Source organism: Streptomyces sp. R11 (genome assembly GCF_041051905.1).
Lineage (GTDB): Bacteria > Actinomycetota > Actinomycetes > Streptomycetales > Streptomycetaceae > Streptomyces.
This window is the reverse complement of record NZ_CP163432.1, coordinates 303,346-329,422: the sequence shown is the minus strand read 5'-3', so window position 1 is coordinate 329,422 and position 26,077 is coordinate 303,346. Positions and strand designations below refer to the sequence as shown.

Here is a 26,077-nt window from a genome sequence, read left to right as displayed (position 1 = left end):
GCCCAGGATGAGGGGGCGCGAACGGGGTACCCGTGTGTGTCATCGGGAGGCTTGGGCTGTGGAACTGAGCGACTGGTTGCTGACCTCGGCCGAGCGCGGCAACAGCGCGACACGTCTGGACCGCCGTCGGTCGGATCGACGGGCGTGGTCGTACGGCAACCTGGTGCGGCCGCTCATCCACGGCGCGTCGTACTTTCCGGCTCTCCTCAGCACGATCCGTGCGCAGCGCGCCGGAGACCTGCTCCTGTTCACCGACTGGCGCGGCGACCCCGACGAGCGCCTCGATGGCCCCGGCAGCGAAATCGGCTCCGTCCTGGCTGAGGCGGCACGCCGAGGAGTGATCGTCAAGGGGCTGCTGTGGCGCTCCCACCTGGACCGTTTCCAGTTCAGCGAGGCCGAGAACCGGCACCTCGGCGACGCGATCGAAGCCGGGGGCGGCGAGTGCCTGCTCGACATGCGGGTCCGTCCCGGCGGCTCGCACCACCAAAAGCTCGTCGTGCTCCGGCATCCAGACCGGCCGGAGCACGACGTGGCGTACGTCGGCGGCATCGACCTGTGCCACAACCGCAACGACGATGCCGCGCACCGCGGAGACTCCCAGTCACTGCGCATCGCCGCCGCATACGGACCGCACCCACCGTGGCACGACATCCAGCTCGCGATACGCGGACCGGCCGTCGGCGACATCGAGGCCGGCTTCCGCGAACGCTGGGAAGACCCCGCGCCCCTCACCCGCAGCCCCCTCGTCCGCCTGCGCGAGTTCGCTCATGACGAGGACACCCGCGCCGACCGGCTGCCGGCCCAGGCCCCCGACCCCCCGCCCTGCGGCACGCACATCGTCCAAGCCCTGCGCACCTACCCCAACCGGCTTCTGCGCGGCTACGACTTCGCCCCGGACGGCGAGCGCAGTATCGCGCGCGGCTACCGCAAGGCGCTGCGCAGGGCCCGGGCCCTGATCTACCTGGAGGACCAGTACCTGTGGTCTCCGCACGTCGTGGAGTGCTTCGCCGAGGCACTCACCGCCCACCCCGGCCTGCGCCTGATCGCGGTCATCCCCACCGTCCCCGAACAGGACGGCCGGCTCACCCTGCCGATGAACCTGATCGGCCGGATCACGGCCCTGGACAGGCTGCGCGGGGCCGGCGGGGGGCGGGTCGCGGTGTACGGGTTGGAGAACCATGTCGGGACGCCGGTGTACGTGCACGCCAAGGTGTGTGTGATCGACGACGTGTGGGCCTCGGTCGGCTCCGACAACATCAACCTCCGGTCCTGGACCCATGACTCGGAACTCACCTGTGCCGTCCTGGACGAGGGCCCGGACCCGCGCGAGCCACGCGACCCCGGCGGTCTCGGGGACGGCGCGCGCGGCTTCGCCAGAGATCTGCGTCTGGAACTCATGCGCGAGCATCTGGATCTCGAAGCACCGGGGGTTCCCCTCGCGCCCGACGCGCTCTGCGATCCCCTGAAGGCCTTCGACGCCTTCGCCGCGAGCGCCGCCGCACTGGATGCCTGGCACGACCACGGCCGCCACGGCCCCAGGCCTCCTGGGCGATTGCGTACGTATCGCCGGCCGAGCTTCTCCAGTACGGCCAAGAGGCTGTACACGCCTCTGCATCGCCTCCTCGTCGACCCCGATGGCCGGCCCTTCGGGCTGCGGCGCCGCAACGAGTACTGATGAACCCGGCTGAGGACGTTCTGGTCAGGATTCAAGAAGCGCCAGGGCTCCAGCCGTGACTAGCGTCATTCCCATGACTTCCATCGAATTCGTCACTCTCGAGGTGGCCGACCCCGCCGCCGCCGGCAGTTTCTACTCCACCGCCTTCGGGCTCGGCAACCAGGTACGCCTGGGGGCATCCGAGGCACCGACGACCGGCTTCCGCGGATTCACGCTGTCGCTCGTGGTGTCCCAGCCGGCCAACGTCAACGCCCTCGTCGACGCGGCCGTGGCAGCCGGTGCCACGACGCTGAAGCCCGCCGCCAAGTCCCTCTGGGGCTATGGAGGCGTCGTACAGGCTCCGGACGGGACGATCTGGCAGATCGCGTCGTCGTCGAAGAAGGACACCGGCCCGGCCACGCGGGAGATCGACGAGATCGTGCTCCTGCTCGGCGTCGAGGACGTGAAGGCCAGCAAGCAGTTCTACGTCGATCACGGCCTCGCCGTGGCGAAGAGCTTCGGCGGCAAGTACGTCGAGTTCGCCACCGGCTCGGGCCCGGTCAAGCTGGCGCTCTACAAGCGCCGTGGCCTGGCCAAGGTCGCCGGCATCTCGCCGGACGGCACCGGATCACACCGGCTCGCGATCGGCAGCGACGCCGGGACCTTCACCGACCCGGACGGCTTCGCGTGGACGACCGCATCGGAGACCGCGTCGCTGTGAACCGGATGACGCACGGGGCGGCGGACACGGGACCGCGGAGCAGGGCTGAGGGTTGCAGCTCGCAGCGGACCCCCGAATGCCGGGAACGCCCTGGCACTCACCACCGTCAGTGGGCGAACTCAGGCGCCTGATACGGGACCCACCAACTCGTGAGGCCCCAGATTGCCAGGGCGGCCGCGGCTACGGCGGCCAAGGCGGCGAGCCACGGCCGGTGGAAGCGGCGCAAGGTGAGCAGCCAGAAGGTGAGTGGTACCAGGGCACCGCCCGCGGCGACCAGCGGCAGGTCGATGTAGAGGACACTGAGGTCCCGGTGGAGCCCCTCGAAGCCGCCCTCCACATTGACCCGTGCCAGTGGCGCCCAGGCCAGCAGCGCCGCCACGGCACCCAGACCGGCCACGAGGAAAGCGGTGAGGCCCTTGATCTCTTCCTTCATGTGAGGTTCGGACGCCGTAGCCCCGCTTGCAGTTCCAGTCCGAAGACCTGGGCCGCGTTGTCGTGGCACACGGCTCGCAGCCATGCGTCTCCGAGTCCCAGCCGCTCCAGGGCGTGGAGTTGGTGGAGGTACGGGTAGGGGATGTTCGGGAAGTCGGAGCCGAGCAGGATGCGGTCGCCGAGGGCGGCCAGGCGGGGCAGGGCGCGGCGGGGGAACGGCGTGAGCTTTTCGGCGAAGTCGGTGAACGCCATCGTCGTGTCCAGCCGCACCTCCTCGTACTGCTCGGCGAGGCCGAGGAACTCCTCGTACTCGGGCATCCCGAGGTGCGCGATGATCAGCCGCAGCCGGGGGTGCCGTGCCAGTACCCGTGCGATCGGGCCGGGTCCGGTGTGCTTCCCTGGCGCCGGTCCGGAGCCGCAGTGGATCACGATCGGAATCCGGGCTTCGGCGAGCAGCCCCCATGCCGGCTCGAGCAGTTCGTCGGCGGGGTCGTACGCCCCCACCTGCACGTGCGCCTTGAAGACGCGTGCACCCGCCTCGACGGCATCGCGGACGTAGCCTTCGACGCCCGGCTCGGGGTGGAGGGTCGCCGTGTGCAGGCAGTCGGGGGTGCGGCGGGCGAAGTCGGCCGCCCAGCCGTTCAGCCATTGGGCCATGCCGGGCTTGTGCGGGTAGAGCATCGCGGTGAAGGACCGTACGCCGAACTCGCGGAGCAGGGCCGTTCGTTCGGTCTCCTCCTTCCGGTACGAGATCGGCCATTCGACTCCACCCGTCAGCGGCCCCAGGGCGTCGAAGTAATCCCACACCTTGCGCAGAACGCGCTCGGGCATGAAGTGCGTGTGGACGTCGACCAGTCCGGGTAGGCCGAGCCGGCTCCAGAAGCGGCGGACTGCACCGGCCTCCTCGCCGACGAGGTGATGGGTGGGGTCGGGCTCGGCGGAATCGGCCGGGTGGCCGGGTCCAGGTGCCATGCGGTGATCCTTCGAGGTCGCGGGCGGCCGGCTTCAGCGCAAGGGGGCTTCGAACACGATGCCCAGGTGTCGTAGGAGGCCGTCCCGCTGTTCGGCTGTGGCCAGGACCATGTAGTCGTCGCCGGGATCCGAGCCTTCCAGCACCACGCAGCGGAACTCCCGAGGGTCGTCATGGGCGGTGAGCGATTCGATGGCCTGCTGCGCCGCTCCCATGTCGAGGTAGTCGTTCGACTCCTGCTCGATGCCGAAGGAGAGGGGCCGGCCGTTGCAGTCGAAGTGCATCGTTCCCAGGCCGCAGTCCTCGTCGTCCGGGTTGTCCTTGTCGAAGCGGTAGTTGGAGACGGTGACGCTGCCGCCGGTGAGGGCTGCGGCCTCGTCGAGTAGCCATTCGTAGTGCTCGTCGGCGAAGTCGACGTTGTCGGAGTGGATGGACACGGCCACGCCGAAGGATTCGAGGGCGTCGGCGATTTCACGGCGTCGTGCCATCGACTCGGTCGCGTAGGCGGCGGCCCGGTCCAGGACTCTGCGGGCCCGCTCCGTGGTGATCATGCCGAGATCGGTCAGCACTTCGGCAATCCGCTCATAGGTGATCGACTGGGTGTTCGCCATGCGTGCATCCTGTCAGCCGCCCGTGGCGAGGCGCGGAGGCGGCTCAGCGGGGACTCCAAATTGCTTCTCTCACGGCTTACTTCATGCCTTGACGAAAATGGTCCATACCTTTAGGTTCACGGGTCAGCCAGGCACCGTGCGACGCACTCACCGTTCACGAGGTGAATGCGTATCGGACGTTCACCCCCCCCACGAAGGGCTCTCCGCACGCATGCCCAGACCTCTCCCCGCAGCCTGCTCACTCACCGTGCTCTGCCTCGCCACCGGCCTGCTCACCGCGTCGCCCGCGCAGGCCGCCACCGGCACCGTCACCGGCCTCGCCGGCAAGTGCCTCGACGTCGCCGGAGCCAACTCCGCCAACGGCACCGCCGTACAGCTCTACGACTGCAACGGCACCGCCGCCCAGCAGTGGACGGTCGGCAGCGACGGCACCATCCGTGCCCTCGGCAAGTGCCTCGACATCACGGGCAGTTCGACCGCGGACGGCGCCAAGGTGCAGCTGTGGAGCTGCACCGGCGGTGCCAACCAGAAGTGGTCGGTCTCCTCCGGGCGTGACATCGTCAACCCGCAGGCGGACAAGTGCCTGGACGTCACCGACAACAACCCCGCCAACGGCACCCGCATCCAGATCTGGAGCTGCGGCGGCGGCGCCAACCAGAAGTGGAACGCACCCGCCCCCGGCGACGGCGACACTCCCTCCGCGCCGATGGCTGTGGCGCCCTACCTCTACAACGGCTGGGGGAGCCCGCCGAACCCCACCACGGTCACCAAAGCCACCGGCGTCAAGTACTTCACCCTCGCCTTCGTGCTCAGCAACGGCTACTGCAACCCCCAGTGGGACGGCAGCCGTGCGCTGACCGGTGGAGTCGACCAACAGACGATCAACACCGTGCGGGCGAACGGCGGTGACGTCATCCCGTCCTTCGGTGGCTGGAGCGGCAACAAGCTGGAGAGCTCCTGCTCCACCGCGAGCGAACTGGCCGCCGCCTACCAGAAGGTCATCAGCGCCTACGGCCTGAAGGCCATCGACATCGACATCGAGGCCGAGGCCTACAGCAACCCGACCGTGCAACAGCGCACTGTCGACGCCCTGAAGACCGTCAAGGCGAACAACTCCGGCCTGAAGGTCTACGTCACCATCGGCACGGGCCAGAACGGTCCCGACACCAGCCTGATCAACCGGGCGGCGAACTCGGGGCTGAGCGTGGACGGCTGGACCATCATGCCGTTCAACTTCGAGGGGGCCGGCCAGAACATGGGCAACCTCTCCGTGCAGGCGGCCGAGGGCCTGAAGAACTCGCTGAAGAGCGCCTACGGCTACACCGACGACCAGGCCTACCGGTCCATGGGCATCTCGTCCATGAACGGCATCACCGACCAGAACGAGACCGTCACGGTCAACGACTTCCGCACCATGCTCGCCTACGCCCAGCAACACCACCTGGCACGGCTGACCTTCTGGTCGGCCAACCGCGACCGCCCGTGCACCGGCGGCCCCGCCGACAGCTGCTCCGGCGTGAACCAGTCCGACTGGGACTTCACCCGCGTGTTCGCCGGCTACACCGGCTGATCCAACCAACCCCCGCCGGCCCTTGGCCCCTTCAGCGCACCAAAGGAGCGTTCTCGACCATGCCTCTCTCCCACCACAGACGGTCCGGTACCAGACGCGGTCCCGTCGGCCGGTTCGCGGTCTTCGCCGTTCTCTCGGCGGTTCTCACCACGCTGTTCACCGTGACGCCCGCCCAGGCGGCCGACGGCACGATCACCGGACTGGCCGGCAAGTGCGTCGACGTGGCGGGCGCAAGCAACGCCAACGGCACCGCCGTACAGCTCTACGACTGCAACGGCACGGGCGCCCAGATCTGGTCCAACCAGGGTGACGGAACCCTGCGCGCGCTCGGCAAGTGCCTGGACGTCGTCGACCGCAGCACCGCCGACGGCGCGGCGGTCCAGCTGTGGGACTGCTCGGGCGGCGCCAACCAGCAGTGGGTGGTCACCGCGGCCCGCGACATCGTCAATCCGGCCGCGAACAAGTGTCTCGACGTGCGGGAGAACAACAGCGCCAACGGCACCCGGCTGCAGATCTGGACCTGCACCGGCGCCGCCAACCAGAAGTGGAACGCGCCCGCGAGCGGAGGCGGCGGCAACCCTTCCGGGTTCGTCGTGAGCGAGTCGCAGTTCAACCAGATGTTCCCGAACCGGAATTCGTTCTACACGTACAGCGGGCTGACCGCCGCCCTCAGCGCCTACCCCGGCTTCGCCAACACCGGCAGCGACACGGTGAAGAAGCAGGAGGCGGCCGCCTTCCTCGCCAACGTCAACCACGAGACCGGCGGCCTGGTCCACATCGTCGAGCAGAACACCGCCAACTACCCCCACTACTGCGACTGGAGCCGGCCCTACGGCTGCCCCGCAGGTCAAGCGGCCTACTACGGCCGCGGTCCGATCCAGCTGTCGTGGAACTTCAACTACAAGGCCGCGGGTGACGCGCTCGGGATCGATCTGCTGAACAACCCCTGGCGGGTGCAGAACGAGTCGGCCGTCGCCTGGAAGACCGGGCTGTGGTACTGGAACACCCAGTCCGGCCCCGGCACCATGACCCCCCACAACGCCATGGTGAACCAGGCCGGCTTCGGTCAGACCATCCGCAGCATCAACGGCTCCCTGGAGTGCGACGGCAAGAACCCCGCGCAGGTCCAGAGCCGCGTGGACGCCTACAACCGGTTCACCTCGATCCTCGGCGTCTCGCCGGGCGGCAACCTCTACTGCTGAGCCGGGAGCCGTGATGCGCAAGCTGAGATCCCTTGCCAAGGTCGCCCTCGGCGCCCTCGGCGCGATGACGCTCGTCGTGGCCCTCCCGGCGAGCGCCCACGCGAACGTCCTGACCCTGCTGCCGCAGAACGCCGACGGTCTGGAGCAGACGTTCTCCCCGGCCTACGACTACGACGGCGACGGCTGCTACGCCACGGCCGCCATCGGCGCCGACGGGACCCTCAACCCGGGTCTCAAGCTCGGCGGTGACGTGAACGGCAACTGCCACGACTACGCGCAGCTGGCGAACGCCAACACCTACTCGCGCGCGAAGTGCAACAACGGCTGGTGCGCGGTGATGTACGCGAGCTACTTCGAGAAGGACCAGATCACCCTCGGTCCGGCGGCCCTCGGGCACACCCACGACTGGGAACACGTCATCGTGTGGATCAGCAACAACCAGGCCGAGTACGTGTCGGTGTCCCAGCACAACACCTACCAGCTGGCGGCTCGTTCGGCGATCCGCTTCGACGGCACGCACCCGAAGATCGTCTACCACAAGGACGGCGTCTCCAGTCACTGCTTCCGGTTCGCCAACACCAACGACGAACCGGCGGAGAACGCCACCGGCAATTGGTTCTTCCCGCGCTTGGTGGGCTGGGAGGGCTATCCGGCCGGATACCGCGACAAGCTCATGAGCGCCGACTTCGGCTCGGCCACGATCAAGATCGACGACGGCGACTTCCAGTGGGCTCTCAACTACGCGAAGCCCTCCGGGATCCCCTTCGACGCCTACGCGTGAGGCTCGACAGTGCACGGCCCCGCAGGCGATCGCCTGCGGGGCCGTCCCTTTGGCGTGCGGTGGCTATGCCCCTCGTGCCTTGCGCGCCGCCCGCGCGAGGTCCAGGTCGGTCGTCTCCGGGGCGAGGAACTGCGAGACCAGACCACCGGCGGCGAGCACACCCGCTCCGATGAGGAGCACGAACTCCGCCCCGAACCGCTCCAGTCCCATCGGCAGCAGGAAGGTGCCGATGGCCGCGCCGACCCGGCTCATCGCGGTGGCGAAGCCGACGCCCGTGGTGCGCGGGGCGGTCGGGAAGACCTCCAGGGGACAGACAGCGGTCAGTGCGCTCGAAGCGGCGTTGAGGAAGATGAAGAACAGGAATCGCCGACGATGACCGGCGTCGAGGTCGGCCACAACGCGACCAGGGCCAGACAGCCCGCGGTGATCCAGAACGGCGGGATGAGCAGCCTGCGCCGGCCGATCCGGTCGACGACGAGGCAGCCTGCCGTCACACCGGCCACAGCGGTGAAGGAGTGGACGAGCAGCGCCGCGACCGCGTTGTCACCCATGTTGAGGGCCTCGAGGACCTGGGTCCAGAACGTGCCGATGGCGACGTACGGCAGCACCAGAGCCGCCCAGAAGACGTTCGCGAACACCGTGCTGCGCAGGTGCCGGCGATGGAACAGCGCACCGAACCCCTCCTTCGCGGGGGCGTCGCGCTCTTCGAGTTCCGCGACGACGTCGACCTCGATGCCGTACTTCTCGATCAACACCTCGGCTTCCTCGCGGCGCCCCTTTGCGATCGAGGTCCGGAGGTAGTCGAGGAACCCGCGCAGGACCTCGATCTCGTTGCTCCCGGTGCGGGGTGGCGGGGTGTCGCGGCGGCGGTTGCGGCGCGTGGTGCCGGGCACTGTGGGCTCCTTTCCCGGGGCAGGCCGATACCCGCGGCGAATGCACTCAGTCTTGCCGGGCAGCCCACGACCTGGCACGGAATCTTGCGGCTACGGCAAGATGGCCTGATGGATCGCAAGACGGACGACGACGTGCTCGACGGTGTGGGGCCGCGCCTTCGTGCGCTGCGTCGTGCCTGCGGCATCACCCTCGCCGACCTCGCGGCGACGACCGGCGTGTCGGAGAGCACTCTGTCCCGGCTGGAGAGCGGACTGCGTCGGCCGAGCCTGGAATTGCTGCTGCCGCTCGCCCGTACCTATGACGTTCCGTTGGACGAGCTCGTCGGCACCCCGCGCACGGGCGACCCCCGGATCCACCTCAAGCCGATCAGGCGGTTCGGGATGACGTTCGTGCCCCGTCCCGGCGACCGGGCGGAGGGTGCACGCCTTCAAGATGATCATCCCCGCGTCGCCGGAACCACTGGAATCGACCCCGCAGACCCACGAAGGCTTCAAATGGCTCTATGTGCTCAACGGACGCCTTCGGCTCGTGACCGGCGAGCGCGACCTGACGCTGCCGCCCGGTGAGGCAGCCGAGTTCGACACGTCCTTGCCCCACTGGCTGGGCAGCGCCGACGGCGGCGTGGTTGAGGTTCTCATCCTGTTCGGCCTGCAAGGGGTGCGTGCGCACGTACGCACCGACCCGCATCGATCGTCGCAGGCCGGTGGCCGGCGGTGAACCACCGATGAGCGCGACGGGCCCGAGACCGCCGCACTGGTGAGAGGACATCCGAACCATGGCACAAGCCAGGCAACGACCGCTGACCGGTGAGGGTCAGGCGGCTATTGAGGCGTTTCTGCTGGAGCGGGGAGCCGGTCAGATGCCTCATCCCGGCGGCACGCTGTTGGAGCACTTGCAGCGTGTTCAACGGCTGTTGGCCGAATGGAAAGCCGACCCCGCCGTCCAGGCAGCGGGTCTGTGCCATGCGACGTACGGAACCGACGGTTTCGCACCGACACTGCTTCCCCTCACTGACCGGGCGACGCTCGTCGCGCTGATCGGCGCACAGGCGGAGGCGTTGGTGTACCTGTACGCCAGCTGCGACCGCGCCACCGTGTATCCCCGTCTCGACGGCACCGCCGCGGTCGCCTTCCGAGACCGCTTCACCAGCCGTGAGCACAGTCCGACGCCCGACGACCTGCGGGCCTTTGTCGAGATCACGGCAGCCAATGAACTCGATGTACTGGCGCACAACGCGGAACTGGCCAAGCAGCACGGACCCGGGCTCTACGGCCTCCTCAAGCGGACTGGCCCATTGCTGTCGCCGGCCGCGCAGGATGCCGTCGCCCGGCAATTGGCGTAGGGCACTGCGCCTGCGCCGGCCGGTTTCCGGAGCCGGTGTCCCGACCTTTGCCCTGGCCCACGTGGGCGGGCGTCGCACCGAGAGACCGGAGGCGATGACGGCGACCGGGTTTGGCCAAGCGAGGCGGCCGACGGGCCCGGTGCAGGTGGTCACTCCGGGGCTGTAGGCACTTCAGCCGAGCGGCTCCGCCCAGAACTGGCCGACCGCCGATGGATCAAGAGCCTTCATGTTCACCGTGACAGGTCGCAGTGCCATGCGGGCGATCGTGTGCGCCCGCTCGGCAACAACATCGGTGTCGGCGGCCGCCCGCAGCAGGCGGCACTCTCAGGCCGACTCCCCATAGCGGCTGGCGATCGCGGAGGCGCGGTTGCGCAGGGAGTTGCGCAGCCACTGTGGGGCCAGGGCTTCCGCGTTCGTGGCGAGCTGCCACAGCGCCCATTCGGCGTGTCGTGAATCCTGGAAGGTGACCTCCAGCCGCAGCCAACCGTCTGCGTCGGCTCCTTCGGCGTGGACGGCCAGCGCGGTGCCCGCCAGTTCCTCCCGCCGCGCCGGATCCACCCGTACCAGCACGGTGACTTGGTCGCCGCCGGTCCGGAACTGCGTGCTGCGTTCCTGCCAGGCCCGGTCCAGATCGACTCGGTCCGGTCGCTGCGCGGGTTCGTCGAGTTCCTCGGCGGCCAACACCCGGGACAGCCGGTAGGTGCGGTCCGCGCCGTCCCTCGTGGCCAGCAAGTAGCCCTGGTCGCGTACGGTGACCAGGCCGATCGGGTCCACCGTGCGCCACTTCGGGGTCTGGTCCACAGCCGCGTAGTGGATGCGCAGCCTGTGTCCGGCGAACACTGCGCGCCGGACCTCGGCCACAACGGCGTCGGGCACCTCCTCAGCGACCGAGCGGCGCGAGAGAAGGTCCGTCTCCGGGTCGACGAGCAGTCGCTGCGCGGCGCCGGCCGCGGTGTCCCGACAGCTCTCGGGCAGCGCGTCGACCACCTTGAGTATGGCCGAAGCGAGCGCCGAGCCGAGGCCGAACACCTGCGCGCCGCGCCGTGATCCGGCCACCAGCAGGGCGAGCGCCTCGTCGTGGTTCAGTCCGGTCAGCTCTGTCTGGAATCCGGGCAACAACGCGAAACCGCCGTGCCGGCCGCGTTCGGCGTAGACCGGGACCCCGGCCGCGGACAGCGCCTCCACGTCGCGCAGCACGGTGCGGGTGGACACCTCCAGCTCGCGGGCCAGCGTGGCCGCTGACAGCCGACCGCGTTGGCGCAGCAGCAGCACCAGCGATACCAACCGGTCGGCGCGCATATGAGAAAGCCTATCGAAATACATGACACAGGGTGTCGTGGTTGGCTGCCAGGCTTTCAACGCGACGTCAAGGATGTGCGGCTGCGGAGCCGGTGGACGTACGCACTGTCGATGAATCGAGTGGAGCTGATGTGGCTGTGGAGCGCACGACGGTCAACCCGTGGACGTGGTCGGTGGAGATGGGTTACAACCAGGGCGAGATCGTCTCTGGGCACACCCGGACCTTGTACTGCTCCGGACAGACAGCGATGAGCGGCGACGGCAAGCCCCAGCATGACGGTGACATGGCGGCGCAGTTGGCGCTGAGCCTCGACAACCTGGAGGCCGTGCTCGGGGAGGCCGGCATGTCCCTCGCGAACCTCGTCCGGCTCAATGTCCACACCACCGACGTCGATCTGCTCTTCCAGCACTACGGCGTGCTGGCGTCCCGGTTGGCAGTCGCCGGGGTGGCACCGACCACCACCATGCTCGGGGTCGCACGGCTGGCGATCCCCACCCTGATGATCGAGCTCGAGGGGACCGCCGTCGCGTGATGCGACCTGGCCGCCTCCCTGCTCGTGCCGGTTCAACCGGCACGAGCAGGAGCACCGTGGTGGTCGACGGCCGATGGCCCGCCACTTGGCTACCCGTCCCGTTCGAACTCCGTTCCAGTGAGCATCCGTTGACCCGAGGTCAGTCTTAGTGGTTCAGTGGATGAGTCACTGATCCACAGCATGCTTGGAGATGCCGGGATGGAAGCACTGCCACGCGAGACCGTCGTCGACGTCCTTGAAAAACGGCTGCGGGAGGACATTCTCGCCGGGCGGCATCCGGCGGGGAGCTATCTGCCTCCCGAGCGCGAACTTGCCGACGAGTTCGGGGTCAACCGCACCACGCTCAAGCACGCGTTCGGCCGGCTGGCGCAGTCGGGTCTGCTGGAGACGCGGCACGGAGTGGGGACACGCGTCCGGGATTTCCTGCGTCTCGGCGGAGCGGACCTCCTGCCGATGCTCGTGCGGCACAGTCCGGACTGGATCGGCGAGATCTTCGAAGTGCGGCGCAGCATCGGGGCGTTGATCGCGGAGCGTGCCGCTGACCGGGCCACCGAGGCCCAGGTCGCCGAGCTGTGGGCGCTGCTGGCAGCGGTCGCGGACGCGGACGGCGGCGACGCCGTGCAGCTGGCGGACGCCGAGGTGCACCGGGCACTCGCCCGCGCGACGGGCAACCGCGTGTACGTCCTGCTCACCAACACCCTGTTCAACGCCTATCTGCCGGTCCGCGCAGCGCTGGTCGGGCCCTTCACGGAGGCCCGGGCGGCCCACGACCGTCTCGCACCGGTCGTCGAGGCCGTGGCCGTCCGCGACTCCGAGGCGGCGCGCGTTGCGGCGGGCGCCTATCTGGCGGCGACGGAACGCATCATGCTCGAGGGGCTGGCGCGCTCGCGCGAACGCCGGGACGGTGCGCTGTGACCTCACGCGGAACGGTGTTCCAGGAGGCGATGCTGGGTCGCGTGCACCTGAGCGACGAGGACCGTGAGCGCCCTGTGCGCCTGGACCTTGTGGCCCGGTCCGATGACCTGATGCTGCCGCACCGCACGACTCAGGCGCGCCTGACGGGAAGGGTGCGAATAGCCGGGCGGGCGGACGATGCCGAAGCCGCCGGTGAGTTGGAGATCTCGCCCCTGGCCCGCCGCAGGATCCGCTACCGGATCTCGTTCGCCATGGAGGGCCGGCGCCTGGTGCTGGACGGCTGGAAGTCCATCTCGCCCGCGCGCCCGCTCTCTTCGATGACCCTGCTGCCGTACACCCTCTACGAGGACGGCGAACCGGTGGGCGAGGGCATACTCCGCTTCCCCCTCGCCACCGGCCTGTTGCCCTTCCTGACCAGCTTCCGCTTCCCGCGCGCGGCGCAGTCCCCACCGTCACCCGACCAGGGGCAGGATCTGGCCTCGCGCTGGGACGGCAACCCCGGGCGTACGGAAGTCTGGTACACGACGCTGACCGATCCGGCGACCGGCAGCGGGGTATGGCTGCACCACGAAGTCGTGGCGCCCACCGATGGCTCCGGCGCCTACGCGCACGGCTGGGTCGCAGTCTTCCCCAAGGACGGCCCCGCCGAGCACGCACGTTTCGGCCCCGTGCCGTGGTCGGCGGAGCAACAGGGCTTCGCCACCGAGGAGATCAGCGCCCAGCCCGGCCGTCTCGCCGGTTCCGCGGGGCCGTTCACCTGGTCGCTCACCGAGACGCCCCTGAGCGGTCCGGTCCACACCTTTCCCCGCTGGTCGTGGCGGCGCCCCTGGCTGCCGGCCAGCCACATGCTGCCGGCCGCCCGCTGTCACTACAGCGGAACCGTCCGGTACGGAGCCGACGCGCTGCGGCTGGACCGGGCGGTCGGCGCGAGCGCCCGCATCTACGGCCACGGCAACGCGCGACGCTGGGCGTGGCTGCACGCCGACCTGGGCGGCGGTGACGTCCTGGAGATCGTTGCCGCGGTGTCCATGCGCCGCGGGCTCGACCGGCTGCCACCCCTGGTGTTCCTGCGCCTGCTGCAGAACGGGCGTACCTGGCCTCGTCGTGCGGAGCGCGCCGCCGTGGGCTGGGCGGGGCTCGGCCGGTTCCGGGCGGACATCGGCCTCCCCGAGTGGCACGTGGCCGGCCGTGCGGGCCGACGCCGCATCCGGGTGACGGTGACCCAGCCGCCACAGCGGACGCTGGCCCTCGACTACACCGACCCCGACGGATCCCCCGCGGTCTGCCGCAACACCGAGACCGCGGACGCCGTGGTCAGCGTCGAACGCTGGTGGGGCACATGGCGGCAGGAGGCCACCTGGCGGCTCTCCGGCACTGCCCACGCGGAGGTAGGCGACCGATGACTTCGTCAACTTCCCCTGGACTCACGGCTCTTGCCGCGTCGCTGCTCGCTGACGACGGCACTGCCGAATGGACCCGTGCGGTGCCAAGGCGCCTCGAGACCCTCCTGGCAGCCATGCCCGCCCCCGCCCGCACCGCGATACACGGCGCGACCAAGGCCATCAACGCCTACGCCGTCGCCCGCACCGGCCGGCGGCTGCCCGCACTCGGACCCGCGGAACGCGAGGACGTCATGGCGTCGCTCGCCTCCCACCGGTCCCTGCTGCCCCTGCTGGACGCGGTGAAGGTACCGGTGCTGCTGGCGGCCGGTACCGAACGGACCGCGCACCAAGACCCCGCAAGCCCAGTGGCCGCCGCCGACGATCCGCCGCTCGACTGCACCCCCTCGCGCGAGTGGCCGACGCGTTCCACCGCCGACGCCGTCGTCGTCGGATCAGGGGCGGGCGGCGCGATGGCCGCCCGGACACTGGCCCGCGCCGGGCTGCGAGTCGTCATGGTCGAGGAGGGGGAGCACCACACCACCGCGTCGTTCGGGCGCAGGGCACCGCTCGACCGCTTCACCGACCTCTACCGGGACGGCGGCGCCACGATCGCCCTCGGGAACCCGCCGCTGGTCCTGCCCGTCGGCCGCGCGGTCGGCGGCACCACCGTCGTCAACTCCGGAACCTGCTACCGCACACCGGACCACGTCGTCACCCGCTGGCTGAGCCACCACGGATTCGACGTCGCCGAGGGCTTCGACGCACGCCTCGACGAGGTGGAACGCTCCCTCCGAGTGGCACGGCAGCCGTTGGACGTCCTGGGCAACAACGGGCTGCTCGCCCTGGCCGGAGCGAAGGAGCTCGGCTGGGCCGCGGCGCCCCTGCGCCGCAACGCCCCCGGCTGCCGCGGCTCGTGCCAGTGTGTCGTCGGCTGTCCCACCGGCGCCAAGCAGAGCGTCCAGCTGTCCGTGCTTCCCGAAGCCTGCGCGGCCGGCGCCGCGATCATGACGGGCGCCCGCGTCCTGAGGATCCTCACCGACCGCGACCGGCCCGGCGGTCCCCGGGCCGCCGGAGTGGTGGTCAGCCGCCCCGACGGCAGTGAACTGGAGATCCTCGGCTCCCTGGTCGTGGTCGCCGCCGGCGCCCTGCAGACCCCGCAACTGCTGCGCCGCTCGGGCCTCGGCGGTCACCCGCGCATCGGCCGGAACCTCAGCGTGCACCCGGCCATCAGCGTCGCGGGCCGCTTCAGCCGCCCGGTCACCGGCTGGAAAGGGGTCCTGCAGAGCGTCGGAGTGGAGGAACTGCACGCCGACGGCATCCTGATAGAAGCCACCGCGGCGCCCCCGGGCATGAGTTCGTTCGTGCTGCCGGGCGTCGGACGCGAACTGCGCCGCGAAGTGGAGGAGACCGAACAACTGGCGACACTCGGGGCGATGGTCGCCGACCGCCCCTCGGGCCGGGTCATCGGCCGGGACCGCACACTGCTGCGCTACGACTTGGCGCCACGCGACGCCCGCCGCCTGCTCCGAGCCCAACGGGCCATGGGCCGCCTGCTGTTCGCCGCCGGCGCCGAGGAGGTACTCACCGGCGTCCCGCACGCACCACGCGCTCGTACCCCCGAGCAACTGGAGGCGCTGCTCGAAACGGTGACCGCGCGGCACCTGCACATGTCCGCGTTCCATCCCACGGGTACGGCCGCCGCCGGGACGGACCCGGAGCGGTCGCCCGCCGACGCCGAGGGACGCCTGCGTGGCGTGCACGGTGTGCTCATCGCCGACGGGTCCGTGCTGCCGAGCTGCCCGGAGGTGAATCCGCAGCTGAGCATCATGGCTGCCGCCCTGGGCGTTGCTGAGCGCTTCGTGGCGGACGCTTGAACCAGGGACGGGCCGAGCCCGGGACCGGCCCGCGTCCGGGACCTGCGCTCTACGGCGCGAGCGAGTCGGCCAGTTCGGCGATGACCTGCGCGTGGCACGGCTGTGGGACACACCAGCAGCCGAGCCTGCGGCCACGCAGGGCGGGCAGCAGTTCGAGCAGGTCCGGACGGCTCAGCAGATGGGCCCGGTACTTTTCGATCACCGCCTCCCGGGTGCCGTCCCGGCCGGGACGGAAGGGACTTGCGAGCGGTGAGGCATCGAGGCCCCATCCGCCTCGGCGCATCGCGCGGCCGACGTAGACGACGTCCGCGTAGTCCGGGTCGTCGCGATGCCCTTTCATGTTGACGACCGTCGTCCGGTTCACCTCGTTCATACGCTCCCTCAGTCCGCGCCGGGCAGCGGGAAGACGGCGCAGGTTGCGGTCCCGTGCGCATACAGCTTGCCGTCGGCTGCTCCGACGAGCCGCGCCTGTGCGGTCGCGGTCGTGCGGCCGACGTGGACGGCGGCGCCCTCGCAGCGCAGCGTGGGAGTGGTGTCGAGCACCGGCCTGACCAGGTTCACGCCGAGCTGGACGGTGGTGTAGGCGCGGCCGGCCGACAGGGCGCTCAGTACGGCGGTGCCGAGCGCGGAATCGAGGAGGGTGGCCATATAGCCTCCGTGGACCGTGCCCATGGGGTTGAAGAGGTGTTCCCCCGGCTCGCCCTCGAAGACGGCCTGCCCCTCCTCGACCGCCACCAGGCGAAATCCGAGGGTGGTGCAGATCGGAGCCTCGGGCAGACGGCCGTCCAGGCTCATACGGGCCAGCTCGACGCCCGCATGGGCGCCGGCGGCCGCGTAGCTCGTCGGGGGTTGCCAGGTGTGCGTCCGTGAGCGGGACCGGGCGGACGGCACCCCGTCGCCGGTGCTGCTGCTGCCGCCCTTGGTGGCGGGCTGTGCCATGTGGTGTCTCTCTTTCTCGAGCCTGCCTCGGTCGGCCCGGTCGGGCCGTGGTCGATGCGCAGGTGTGCGCGGTGCGCCGGCCGGCAGCGCAGGTCAGGGCGCTACCGGCCGGCGGTGGGATCAAGGAAGCTTGACCGCCAAGAGGTCGACCGGCCGGATGTCCGGTGCCTCACTGAGCATGGTTTCGGCGGCCCCCATCAGCGCGGCGGCGATCTTTCCCTGTAGGTGCCCTTGACGCCCCTTCTCGTCGGCGAAGGTGTCGAAGACCCCGAAGGTGGTCGCGCCCTGCCGGAACGCGAACCAGGTGACGGTGTGCTCCTCCTGCTGCGCCAGTTGGACGGCGTCGCGCAGCAGACCTTCCACCTTCTCGGCGTACTCCGGCCTGGCCTCGATCCGGGCCAGCAGCCCCAGCTTCGTCATGCTGCATTCCTGTCTGTGGTCATGGGTGATCGTGCGGTTGTCTCTGGTCATCGGTGAGCGTTCGGTGCTGGTACCGGGCACCGCATGTCGTCCGGACACCACAAAACTAGGCCGCCGCAATCGCCTCGCCCAGTGTCGGAAACGACGCTTCCGATATCGTTTCCGTCATGGATGTGGCAGTGCTGGCATACGACGGTGTGTTCGACTCCGGACTCTCCGCCCTGCTCGACGTGATCGACGGGGCGAACGCCATGCGCGAGGAACTCCCCAAACCGCCACCCGCCTGGAAGGTCTCCACGATCGGCTTTCGCCGCCGGGTCCGCACCGGAGCGGGGCATGTCGTCGAGACCCTCCCCATGGACACGGCGAAGGAGGCCGACCTGCTGCTGGTGCCCGCGCTGGCCGAACGACGGCCCGACGCCCTGATCGCCCATGTGTCGGGTTCGGCCACCGAGCCGGTACGACGCCTGGTGGCCGAAACACGCGAACGTCGCATCCCCATCGCGTCCGCCTGCACAGGCACGTTCCTGCTGGCCGAGTCGGGGGTGCTGGACGGGCGCCGGGCCACGACGAGTTGGTGGCTGGCGCCGTACTTCCGTAAGCGCTACCCGGCGGTGACCGTCGACGAGACCCGCATGGTCACCATGTCCGACGGGGTGACCACGGCCGGCGCGGCGTTCGGGCACGTCGACCTCGCGCTCGCGATCGTGCGGATGAGCAGCCCGGCCCTTGCGGACCTGGTCGCGCGCTACCTCGTCGTCGACGAGCGCCCGTCGCAGGCGGCGTACACGATCACCTCGGCCCTCGCGCAGAGTGACCCCACGCTGGCGGCCTTCGAGCGGTGGGCCAGGCTGCACCTGGACCAGCCGATCTCGATCGCCGACGCGGCACGCACCCTCGGCGTCAGCGAACGCACGCTCCAGCGCATCGTGCGTCGCACGCTCGGTACCTCCCCCGTCCGCTTCGTCCAGGACCTACGCGTCGAGCACGCCTCACACCTGCTGCGGACCACGGACCTCCCCCTCGAAGCGATCGCCCGCAAAGTCGGCTACGAACACGCCAACACCCTGCGCATCCTGCTCCGCGAACGCACCGGAGCGACGGCGAGCTCCCTGCGGGGGCGATAAGTTCCAGGCCGGACGAGGGGGAGTGGTTGCGTGCGTGGAAGCGGGGCGGCTGCCGGCACACACGCCCGCGGCGGCGCGGAGCGGACATCGGCTCCGCGCCGCCGCGATGGCGTCCGGCTTGTGAGGGGCTAGCGGCGGGACGCCGACCGGCCTCGCCGGTACAGGAAGGTTCCGGCGGCCAGCAGCGCTCCGCCGCCGGCCATGGCGGCCAGGACACCCTCATCGATGCCGGTGTCGGGCAACTCCCCTGCGGGCGTCGGCTTCTCGGGTGCGTGCCCGGTGGGCGTCGGCGAGGGCGAGGCCGGCGGGGGGGTGTGCGGCGGCGGAGACGTGGGCGGCTCCTCGGGGCCGTATCCGGCTGGTTCGTCCGGCCCGTATCCGGCTGGTTCGTCAGGGCCGTACCCGGCTGGTTCGTCAGGGCCGTACCCGGTCGGTTCGTCCTTGCCGTACCCGGTCGGTTCGTCAGGGCCGTACCCAGCCGGTTCCTCCGAGCCGTACCCGGTCGGTTCATCGGGGCCGTACCCCGACGGTTCCGACGGCCCGTACCCGGACGGTTCCTCGGGTCCGTATCCGGATGTTTCTCGTGGGCCGTGCGACTCCGGATGGTCGTGCTTGGACGGTTCGCCCGTGTGGTGCCCGGACGTGCCTTGCTGGTCCTGTCCCCACATCTTGTCGAACCGGGACATGGTGTCTTCGACCTTGGAGTGCATGGCGTCGAATTGCTTGACGTCGAACGGCTCGTCCGGGAAGTCCCACTGGAACGCACGGCTCGACGGCGCGGCGGGCGCATCCGTCTCCGTGCCTTGTGGATCGTGGGCCGCGAACGCCCATGTGCCGCACAGGGACAGGGCGCTTGTGGTGGCGGCCACGGCCAATGCCCTGCTGAGGATCTGTCGCACTCTCGTTGTCTTTCTCTCGGACGGCAGGGTCGCGGCCGGTGCACACGTGACGCCGCACCTTCACACTCGCCGCGACGCGCAAATTGTGCACGAATGGTGAAGGCACGCAGGTGCTGAAATGCTTGTACTGCTCCGGAATTAACCCAATCGTCCGCCTGTGGGGCCACTAGGCCTCGAAGCAAGAAGGCCCTCCCTCGCCGGAGATGAACCCGGCGAGGGAGGGCCTGTGACTGGCGCTTCAGTCGATGCGCGTCCCCGCGCCACCGACTCGGACCCGCGGGTCACCCGCGCGCAGCGTCACGGTGAGCTGACCAGGGCGGCCCAAGTCCGCGCCCTGGTGCAGGGTGAGGACGGCGTCCTCCTCGACCAGGCCCAGCTCGCGGGCGTACGCACCGAACGCGGCGGCCGCGGCGCCGGTCGCCGGATCCTCGACGACGCCGCCGACGGGGAAGGGGTCACGGACGTGGAACACGGTGGGGGACTCCCGCCACACCAGTTGAACCGTCGTCAGGTCCAGGCGGTGCATCAGGGCTTCGAGGCGAGTGAAGTCGTACCTGAGATCGGCGAGGCGGGCGCGCGTCGCCGCCGCGAGAACGAGATGGCGGGCGCCGGCGAAGGCGACACGGGGCGGAAAGGCCGGGTCGAGATCGGCGGCCGGCCAGTCGAGCGCGGCGAGTGCCTCGGCGAGGTCGGCGTCCGCGATCTCCTCGATGTGCGGCTCCACGCTGGTGAGCGTGGCCCTGATCGTCCCGCCCTCCTCGGTGACCTCCACCGGCACGGTGCCCGCGCGGGTCGCGAACACCAACTCCCCGGAGCCGATCCGTTCGGCGAGTGCGACGGCGGTCGCGACGGTTGCGTGCCCACAGAACGGCACCTCGGCCTTGGGACTGAAGTACCGGATGGTGTACGCCCGTCCGGCCTGGCCGGCGAGGCCCTCCGGGGGCGCGGTCAGGAACGCGGACTCCGAGTATCCGAGGTCGGCTGCGATGGCGAGCATGTCGTTGTCGTCCAGGGCACTGGCGTCCAGAACGACGCCGGCGGGGTTTCCACCGTCGGCGGTGCTCGAGAAGGCTGTGTAGCGCAGCACCTCGGGCTGCTGCGGCGCGTTCGTCGTCATGCTCGTGGCAACGTAGGGCGAGTCCGCAACCATTCCCGCGACTCGCCCCGTCAGCCGGCCGCCTCCCTCTCAGCCCTTCACCGCCCCCGACGTGAGGCCTTGGACGATGTGCCTGCTGGCGAAGGCGAAGAGGAGCATGGTGGGCAGGATCGTGAGCACGGCTGCCGCGGACATCGAGCCCCAGTCGATGTTGAAGCTGGAGATGAAGCCGTTCAGGGCCGTGGGCACGGTTTTGTTGCTGTCGCTGTTCATCAGCGTCACGGACAGGAACAGCTCGTTCCAGCAGTTGACGAAGTTGAAGATGAAAGCGGCGACGATGCCCGGCCGCATCACCGGCAACAGGACGCGGAACAGTGCCGAGAACCGGGACAGGCCGTCGATCATGGCGGCCTCCTCCAGCGCGTCCGGGATGTTCTCGAAGAAGCCGCGGAGCATCACCGTGCAGAAGGGGATGCACACAGCGATGTAGACGAGGATCAGGCCGAACCGGTTGTCGACCAGCTTCAGGTCGGTCATCAGCAGGTAGAGCGGCCCCAGTGCGATGAACGACGGGATCATCTGGGTCACCAGCGCGGCCATCAGCAGCGCGGACTTGGTGCGGAACTCGAAGCGGGCCAGGACATACGCAGAGAGCATCGAGATCGCCGTGGCCGTCGCGCCGGCCACGGTGGAGACGATGAGGCTGTTGGTGAGGTACGTCCCGAAGTCCGCCGTGCCGAACAGGCCGCTGTAGTTCTCCAGGGAGAAGCGCTCGGGCCAGTAGGCGAGCGGGAAGTGGAAGATGTCGCCGGGTGCCTTGAGCGAGGTGACGGTGATCCAGTAGAGCGGGAAGACGGTGAAGAGCAGCCACACGCCGAGGAAGGTGAACTTGACGATCCGGCCGGCTGCGGACTCCTTGCCGATCACGACCGCACCCCCTTCTTCTCGCGCGTGGCCATGAGGAAGAACACCGCGAACACCAGCAGCGCGGCCACCACGAGGAGGCCGAGCGCGGAGGCCCTGCCGTAGTCGCCCTGCTGAGTGATCTTGATCATCCAGGTGGTCACGATGTGCGTCTCGTTGTTCGGCCCGCCGCCGGTCATGCCGAAGATCAGGTCGGGGAAGTTGAAGATCCAGATCACCCGCAGCAGCACGGTCAGGGCCAGCGTGGTGCGGATGTACGGGATGGTGATCTGGAAGAGGGTGCGTGACTTGCTCGCGCCGTCCAGTGCCGCCGCCTCGTAGAGCTCGTCGGGAATCGACTGGAGGGCGGCCAGGATCATGATCGCGAAGAAGGTGACGCCGTACCAGATGTTGGCGATGAGCACGGCCACCATCGCCGTCTTCGGATCCGCCAGCCAGGCGATCGGCTCGTCGATCAGACCGGCTTTCTGCAGCAGGTCGTTGACGACGCCGAACTCGCTGTTGAACATCCAGCGGAACAGGATGCCGATGAGGAACCCGGAGATCGCCCACGGGAAGAAGATCAACGCCTGGTAGAGGCCGCGGAAACGGAAGCGCCGGCGCAGCCACAGGGCGAGGGCGAAGCCGATCACCAGCTGGGGGACGATCGAGCCGACCACCCAGACACCGGTGTTGCTCAGTACGGTGCCCCAGGCGGGGTCGGCGAAGACATCGCGGAAGTTCTTCAGTCCGACCCATGAGGTGTCCGTGAGGTCGGTCAACTTCCAGTTGCGGAAGGCCATCTGACCGCCCGCGACCATGGGGTAGTAGGTGAAGACCGCAACGAAGACCGCGGCCGGCGCCATGAAGGCGGCGATCTGCAGGCCACGCCGGGTGGTGAACTCCCGCCTCCGGCCGCCCCGTTGAGGGAGACCCCGCTTGCGGGAGGCCTCCCCTCTGCCCGGCCCCGTCGTCTTCGCCGTACTCGTGGACGTGACGGACATGCCTACTGCTCCTGCTGCCACTTCTCGGTCCAGTACGCGTCCCAGCCGGCGAGCAGCTTCTTGGGCGTCGTCTTGCCCAGGATCAGCTTCTGCACGTCGGCGTCCGCCTTCTGCTGCCATTCGGCCCACCAGGTGACGCCGCGGGGCTGGGTGACGACCAGATACTTGTCAGGCTGCTCGGTCATGGTGACGTAGCTCGACCACGGACCGGTCTTGTAGAAGGGGTCGCTGGTCGCGGACTTGAGGATGGGCACCAAACTGTTTTTCTTGGTGAACGTCGTCGACGCCTCGCCCTGCGAGAGGAACTCGACCAGCTTGACCGCCTCGGCCTTGTGCCCGCTGCCCTTGGCGACACCCCACCCGGCGGTGGCCAGCGGCTGCACGGTCTTGCCGCCCGGCCCGGCCACCAGCGGCGCGGTGCCCCACTGGCCCTTGGAGATCGACTTGGACTCCGAGACGGTGGCGATCACCTCGGGGTCCTGGAGCAGGAACGCCGTGGAACCGTTGGAGAAGGCCTCGACCATCTCCGGGTAGCCCCAGGAGACGGACGACTTGGGGGACGCCTGCTTGAAGAGCTCGAGATAGTTCTCCATGGCGTCCTCCGCCTCGGGGGCGGAGAAGATCGTACGGCCGCTCCTGAGCTTGAAGCCGTTGGCCGGGTCGACCTGGTCGGCGAGGTAGGCCTCGATGGCGGCGGTCGCGTTGCTGTTGGAGTTGGCGCCGCCGCGGAAGGCGTAGCCGTAGCGGCGCTTGGCCGGGTCGTGGATGGCGGAGGCCTGCTCCACGAGGTCCGCCCAGGTGGCCGGCGGCTTGCTGAAGCCCGCCTCCTTGATCAGGTCGGTGCGGTAGAAGAGGCTCAGGCCGTAGAAGCCGTACGGGACGAAGTACGTCCTGCCCTTGGCGTCCTGCGAGGCGTTGACGGCGTTCTCCGTCATCGCCTCCCAGCCCTTCCAGCCGTCGAGGTCCTTCTTCATGTCGTGGAGCCAGCCGTTGTTCGACCAGGGCCCGACGGTGATGTCCCGGACCTCCAGGACGTCCACGCCGCTGCCGGACTGGAGCATCTGCTGGAGCTTCTGGTCGGCCTGCTCGGTGGGCGGGGAGACCAGGTTGACCTTGATCTTGGGGTTCCGCTGCTCGAAGTCGGCTATGAGGTCCTTGAGCAGGTCGGTGCGGGTCGGGTTCGTCAGGCTCTCGACCATGTTGAGGGTGACTGTTCCGCTCGCCTCGGGGCTCATGGTGGAACAGCCGGTCAGGACCATCGCGGCGGCGGTGCCGAGCGCGAGAGCTGCTGTCCTTCTTCTCATTGTGCTGACCTCTTCCTTCAGTTTTCTCGTGCCCACCTGCCGAGGACGGGGACGCATTCCTCGGCGAAGTACTCGTAGTCGGCGGTGGTGTTGTAGACGTGGGCGGACAGGCGCATGTAGCCGACGCCGTCGAAGCTGGTGAACGCCGCCTCCACGCCCAGTTCGAGGGCCACCCGGTCGCGCAGTGCGTCGGCCTCGATGCGGTCGGCGGCGAGTCCGTCCGGGAGGCGCACCAGGCGCATCCCGGGCACGGGCATGCCGACGTCGACCGCGGTGTCCGCGTCGGTCAGTTCGGCACATGAGGCGCCGATGACACGGGCGCCGTATTCGGCCAGGTCGTCCATGTAGCGGCGGGCGGCGGTCCAGCCCCAGGTGTGCTCGATGAAAGCGAGGGACGTCGGCGCCGCCAAGTAGGCGGTGGCGTCGATGGTGCCCTGCTGGTCGAACCGGTCGGGGAAGGGATCGGCCGCGGCCCACGAGTCGATGAGGGGGTGGAGCCGCTCGCGCAGTGGGCCGTGGGCGACCAGCGCCGCGGTGCCCCGCGGGGCGCAGCCCCACTTGTGCAGGTTGCCGGTCCAGAAGTCGTAGGTCGCGTCGGCGAGCGGGGCGGCGAGGAGCCCGGGCGCGTGCGCGCCGTCCACGAGGACGGGGATGCCGCGCCGCCGCGCCTCCGCCCCGATGCGTTCCACGGGCAGCCGCCGCGCGGTCGCCGAGGTGATCTGGTCGACGACGACGAGTTCGGTGGCCTCGCCGAGTTCGTCGATCACGGCCTCGTAGGCCTGATCCGCGTCCGCGTCCAGCGGCACCCGGGCGGTACGGACCCGGCCGCCCCACCGACGTGCGAGCCGCTCGGCACCCATGGTCACAGCGCCGTAGCCATGGTCGGTGACGACGATCTCCCCGCCCCGGCGAAGGGCGAGAGCGGCATAGACGACGCTCGCGCCGGCGCTGGCGTTGGGCACCAGGGCGAGGTCCCCGGGGCTGACGCGCAGGAAGTCGGCGAGCTCGACACGTGTGGCGGCGAGCCGCTGGGGCAGTGCCGGGAACCACACCACGGGTGAGCGTTCCATCTCCACGCGCAGCAGTTCCTGCCGCTCCTGCGCCACTAGTGGAACCGCCCCGAAGGAGCCGTGGTTCAGGTGCTTGAGGGCAGGATCCAGCGACCACGCCCGGTCGGCGGGCCGGCCGTCCGCCAGCAGCAGAGGGCGCGGCGCGGTGGTCACCTCGGTCTCGCTCACAGGACTCCAGATCTGGGCAGGGGCGGGCTGACGGAAGGCCGGGCTCCGCCGGACACATCTGATGACTCGGCATCCTGCACACCTTCTCCGGCGGAAACAAGGGTCGTACAGTGAAAGTCATCAGATGACTTCCGGGCGGCATGCATCCGACACATCTGATGACTCGCCACACCTCGCTACAGTGCTCCGAGGGGGTCGCGACATGATCGCGGGCCCGTCAGGGGAGGAAGAGGGACGGATGTCCGCAGTCGAGAAGGCGTTCCACGGCCTACGGCACATGATCGCGTCGGGACGCCTCGGTCCGGGCGAGCGCATTCCGCCCGAGGGCGACCTCTGCGAGGAACTGGGCGTCTCACGGGGATCGCTGCGCGAGGCCGTACGGATGCTCGCCGCTCTCGGCGTCATCGAACCGCGGCACGGCTCGGGCACGTACGTCTCACAGCTGAGGCCCGAGGACGTGATCGGCAGCCTCTCCCTGACCCTCGAACTCCTCCCGCTGTCGGGCCTGTTGGAGGTCTACGAGATCCGGCGCGTCCTCGAGGCCCACGTCGCCGCCCAGGCGGCCGCCCGGTGCACACCGGAGGCGGTGCGCACGCTTTTCTCGCTCATCGAGGACATGGAGGCCACGAGCGACCCCACCAAGGCCTCCGAACTCGATCACCGCTTCCACGCCGAGATCGCCCGCGTCGGCGGCAACCCCACCCTGGCCACCCTCCTGGCGGTCTTCCGTGCCCGCTCCCGCAAGTACCAGGTCTTCACCCTGCCCGAGGGCCCTGAACTGCGCAGGAAGAGCGACGACGACCACCGCGTCCTGGCGACCGCCATCGCCGACCGCGACCCCGTCGCCGCGGCAGGAGCTGCGCAGGCGCACGTCGCCCAGACGGAGCGGTGGCTGCGGGCGTTCATGCCGCCGATCGAGGAGACACACGTCCCGGACGGGACGGACGCGGTGGACGAGACTTAGAGT

General features: G+C 69.6%; 27 protein-coding genes and 2 pseudogenes. 13 read left to right on the top strand and 16 right to left on the bottom strand.

Translation table 11 applies throughout. The annotated features are described in order from the left end of the window. Positions 1-58 precede the first annotated feature (58 nt). Together AB5J55_RS01655 and AB5J55_RS01650 are read left to right on the top strand one after the other, a co-directional pair. Positions 59-1,675 (top strand): phospholipase D family protein, encoded by a 1,617-nt coding sequence (locus tag AB5J55_RS01655; RefSeq protein ID WP_369268896.1) that lies wholly within the window; start codon positions 59-61, stop codon positions 1,673-1,675. Positions 1,676-1,748: 73 nt separating this feature from the next. Beyond that, positions 1,749-2,375, top strand: a complete 627-nt coding sequence (locus AB5J55_RS01650; protein ID WP_369268895.1) for a glyoxalase — start codon at positions 1,749-1,751, stop codon at positions 2,373-2,375. A gap of 106 nt (positions 2,376-2,481) precedes the next feature. On the opposite strand, the gene AB5J55_RS01645 is transcribed toward AB5J55_RS01650, so the two are convergent. Genes AB5J55_RS01645 through AB5J55_RS01635 form a run of 3 tightly spaced genes read right to left on the bottom strand, consistent with a single transcriptional unit; the run spans position 2,482 to position 4,388 of the window. After that, positions 2,482-2,808: a hypothetical protein gene (locus AB5J55_RS01645; protein WP_369268894.1), complete on the bottom strand. Its 327-nt coding sequence runs from the start codon at positions 2,806-2,808 to the stop codon at positions 2,482-2,484. Continuing rightward, positions 2,805-3,779 (bottom strand): amidohydrolase family protein, encoded by a 975-nt coding sequence (locus AB5J55_RS01640; RefSeq protein ID WP_369268893.1) that lies wholly within the window; start codon positions 3,777-3,779, stop codon positions 2,805-2,807. Before AB5J55_RS01640 ends, AB5J55_RS01645 begins: the two co-directional genes overlap by 4 nt. Before the next feature lie 33 nt (positions 3,780-3,812). Further along, entirely contained in the window at positions 3,813-4,388 is a 576-nt protein-coding gene (locus AB5J55_RS01635; protein ID WP_369268892.1) for a hypothetical protein, read from the bottom strand. A 211-nt stretch (positions 4,389-4,599) separates the two neighbouring features. Here AB5J55_RS01635 and AB5J55_RS01630 point away from each other — a divergent pair, with 211 nt between their 5' ends. Genes AB5J55_RS01630 through AB5J55_RS01620 form a run of 3 tightly spaced genes read left to right on the top strand, consistent with a single transcriptional unit; the run spans position 4,600 to position 7,941 of the window. After that, positions 4,600-5,958 (top strand): lectin, encoded by a 1,359-nt coding sequence (locus AB5J55_RS01630; protein ID WP_369268891.1) that lies wholly within the window; start codon positions 4,600-4,602, stop codon positions 5,956-5,958. A gap of 59 nt (positions 5,959-6,017) precedes the next feature. Beyond that, positions 6,018-7,160: a glycoside hydrolase family 19 protein gene (locus tag AB5J55_RS01625; protein ID WP_369268890.1), complete on the top strand. Its 1,143-nt coding sequence runs from the start codon at positions 6,018-6,020 to the stop codon at positions 7,158-7,160. 13 nt (positions 7,161-7,173) lie between these two features. Continuing rightward, positions 7,174-7,941: an NPP1 family protein gene (locus AB5J55_RS01620; RefSeq protein ID WP_369268889.1), complete on the top strand. Its 768-nt coding sequence runs from the start codon at positions 7,174-7,176 to the stop codon at positions 7,939-7,941. A gap of 63 nt (positions 7,942-8,004) precedes the next feature. Here AB5J55_RS01620 and AB5J55_RS01615 read toward each other — a convergent pair whose 3' ends face one another. After that, positions 8,005-8,337 carry an MFS transporter gene (locus AB5J55_RS01615; protein ID WP_369268888.1) on the bottom strand — a complete coding sequence of 111 codons (333 nt, stop codon included), beginning with the start codon at positions 8,335-8,337 and terminating at the stop codon, positions 8,005-8,007. After that, positions 8,262-8,834, bottom strand: a complete 573-nt coding sequence (locus AB5J55_RS01610; RefSeq protein WP_369268887.1) for an MFS transporter — start codon at positions 8,832-8,834, stop codon at positions 8,262-8,264. Before AB5J55_RS01610 ends, AB5J55_RS01615 begins: the two co-directional genes overlap by 76 nt. 108 nt (positions 8,835-8,942) lie before the next feature. Between AB5J55_RS01610 and AB5J55_RS01605 the strand changes: the two are divergent. Then, positions 8,943-9,552, top strand: a pseudogene (locus AB5J55_RS01605) (helix-turn-helix domain-containing protein). 58 nt (positions 9,553-9,610) lie between these two features. Beyond that, a complete protein-coding gene (locus AB5J55_RS01600) occupies positions 9,611-10,177 on the top strand; it encodes a DUF6817 domain-containing protein (protein ID WP_369268886.1) in 567 nt (188 codons plus the stop codon). A 96-nt stretch (positions 10,178-10,273) separates the two neighbouring features. Here the strand turns inward: AB5J55_RS01600 and AB5J55_RS01595 are convergent. Together AB5J55_RS01595 and AB5J55_RS01590 are read right to left on the bottom strand one after the other, a co-directional pair. Then, positions 10,274-10,432 (bottom strand): annotated as a pseudogene (locus tag AB5J55_RS01595) (VOC family protein); the annotation flags it as partial. A gap of 69 nt (positions 10,433-10,501) precedes the next feature. After that, positions 10,502-11,476 carry a helix-turn-helix transcriptional regulator gene (locus AB5J55_RS01590; protein WP_369268885.1) on the bottom strand — a complete coding sequence of 325 codons (975 nt, stop codon included), beginning with the start codon at positions 11,474-11,476 and terminating at the stop codon, positions 10,502-10,504. A gap of 137 nt (positions 11,477-11,613) precedes the next feature. Between AB5J55_RS01590 and AB5J55_RS01585 the strand changes: the two genes are divergently transcribed. From AB5J55_RS01585 to AB5J55_RS01570, 4 genes are all read left to right on the top strand, one after another. Next, entirely contained in the window at positions 11,614-12,009 is a 396-nt protein-coding gene (locus AB5J55_RS01585; RefSeq protein ID WP_369276053.1) for a RidA family protein, read from the top strand. A 198-nt stretch (positions 12,010-12,207) separates the two neighbouring features. Beyond that, positions 12,208-12,924, top strand: coding sequence for a FadR/GntR family transcriptional regulator (locus tag AB5J55_RS01580; RefSeq protein ID WP_369268884.1), 717 nt, complete (start codon positions 12,208-12,210; stop codon positions 12,922-12,924). Next, positions 12,921-14,327, top strand: a complete 1,407-nt coding sequence (locus tag AB5J55_RS01575) for a hypothetical protein (protein WP_369268883.1) — start codon at positions 12,921-12,923, stop codon at positions 14,325-14,327. The genes AB5J55_RS01580 and AB5J55_RS01575 overlap by 4 nt, the downstream gene beginning before the upstream one ends. A 113-nt stretch (positions 14,328-14,440) precedes the next feature. Beyond that, entirely contained in the window at positions 14,441-16,180 is a 1,740-nt protein-coding gene (locus AB5J55_RS01570) for a GMC family oxidoreductase N-terminal domain-containing protein (protein WP_369268882.1), read from the top strand. A 49-nt stretch (positions 16,181-16,229) separates the two neighbouring features. Here the strand turns inward: AB5J55_RS01570 and AB5J55_RS01565 are convergent, their stop codons facing one another. From AB5J55_RS01565 to AB5J55_RS01555, 3 genes are all read right to left on the bottom strand, one after another. Further along, the gene (locus tag AB5J55_RS01565) at positions 16,230-16,544 is read right to left on the bottom strand and encodes a DUF4326 domain-containing protein (protein WP_369276052.1); all 315 of its coding nucleotides are present in this window, start codon (positions 16,542-16,544) and stop codon (positions 16,230-16,232) included. A gap of 17 nt (positions 16,545-16,561) precedes the next feature. Further along, on the bottom strand, positions 16,562-17,119 hold the full coding sequence (locus tag AB5J55_RS01560; RefSeq protein ID WP_369268881.1) for a PaaI family thioesterase: 558 nt from the start codon (positions 17,117-17,119) through the stop codon (positions 16,562-16,564). 120 nt (positions 17,120-17,239) lie between these two features. Continuing rightward, the gene (locus AB5J55_RS01555) at positions 17,240-17,539 is read right to left on the bottom strand and encodes a putative quinol monooxygenase (RefSeq protein WP_369268880.1); all 300 of its coding nucleotides are present in this window, start codon (positions 17,537-17,539) and stop codon (positions 17,240-17,242) included. Between the two features lie 167 nt (positions 17,540-17,706). On the opposite strand from AB5J55_RS01555, the gene AB5J55_RS01550 reads away from it, so the two are divergent. Beyond that, the gene (locus AB5J55_RS01550; RefSeq protein ID WP_369268879.1) at positions 17,707-18,666 is read left to right on the top strand and encodes a GlxA family transcriptional regulator; all 960 of its coding nucleotides are present in this window, start codon (positions 17,707-17,709) and stop codon (positions 18,664-18,666) included. A 128-nt stretch (positions 18,667-18,794) separates the two neighbouring features. On the opposite strand, the gene AB5J55_RS01545 is transcribed toward AB5J55_RS01550, so the two are convergent. The 6 genes from AB5J55_RS01545 to AB5J55_RS01520 all read right to left on the bottom strand — a co-directional run bounded on the left by AB5J55_RS01545 (position 18,795) and on the right by AB5J55_RS01520 (position 25,110). Continuing rightward, positions 18,795-19,535 carry an LPXTG cell wall anchor domain-containing protein gene (locus tag AB5J55_RS01545; protein ID WP_369268878.1) on the bottom strand — a complete coding sequence of 247 codons (741 nt, stop codon included), beginning with the start codon at positions 19,533-19,535 and terminating at the stop codon, positions 18,795-18,797. 268 nt (positions 19,536-19,803) lie between these two features. Next, positions 19,804-20,682 carry a PhzF family phenazine biosynthesis protein gene (locus AB5J55_RS01540; RefSeq protein ID WP_369268877.1) on the bottom strand — a complete coding sequence of 293 codons (879 nt, stop codon included), beginning with the start codon at positions 20,680-20,682 and terminating at the stop codon, positions 19,804-19,806. A 69-nt stretch (positions 20,683-20,751) separates the two neighbouring features. Next, positions 20,752-21,588, bottom strand: a complete 837-nt coding sequence (locus tag AB5J55_RS01535; protein ID WP_369268876.1) for a carbohydrate ABC transporter permease — start codon at positions 21,586-21,588, stop codon at positions 20,752-20,754. Next, complete coding sequence (locus tag AB5J55_RS01530; protein ID WP_369268875.1) at positions 21,585-22,568, bottom strand: carbohydrate ABC transporter permease; 984 nt, start codon at positions 22,566-22,568, stop codon at positions 21,585-21,587. Before AB5J55_RS01530 ends, AB5J55_RS01535 begins: the two co-directional genes overlap by 4 nt. Positions 22,569-22,570: 2 nt before the next feature. Then, positions 22,571-23,872, bottom strand: a complete 1,302-nt coding sequence (locus AB5J55_RS01525) for a sugar ABC transporter substrate-binding protein (protein WP_369268874.1) — start codon at positions 23,870-23,872, stop codon at positions 22,571-22,573. 17 nt (positions 23,873-23,889) lie between these two features. Then, positions 23,890-25,110, bottom strand: a complete 1,221-nt coding sequence (locus AB5J55_RS01520) for an aminotransferase class V-fold PLP-dependent enzyme (RefSeq protein WP_369268873.1) — start codon at positions 25,108-25,110, stop codon at positions 23,890-23,892. A gap of 238 nt (positions 25,111-25,348) precedes the next feature. On the opposite strand from AB5J55_RS01520, the gene AB5J55_RS01515 reads away from it, so the two are divergent. Further along, a complete protein-coding gene (locus tag AB5J55_RS01515; RefSeq protein ID WP_369268872.1) occupies positions 25,349-26,074 on the top strand; it encodes a FadR/GntR family transcriptional regulator in 726 nt (241 codons plus the stop codon). Positions 26,075-26,077 lie beyond the last annotated feature (3 nt).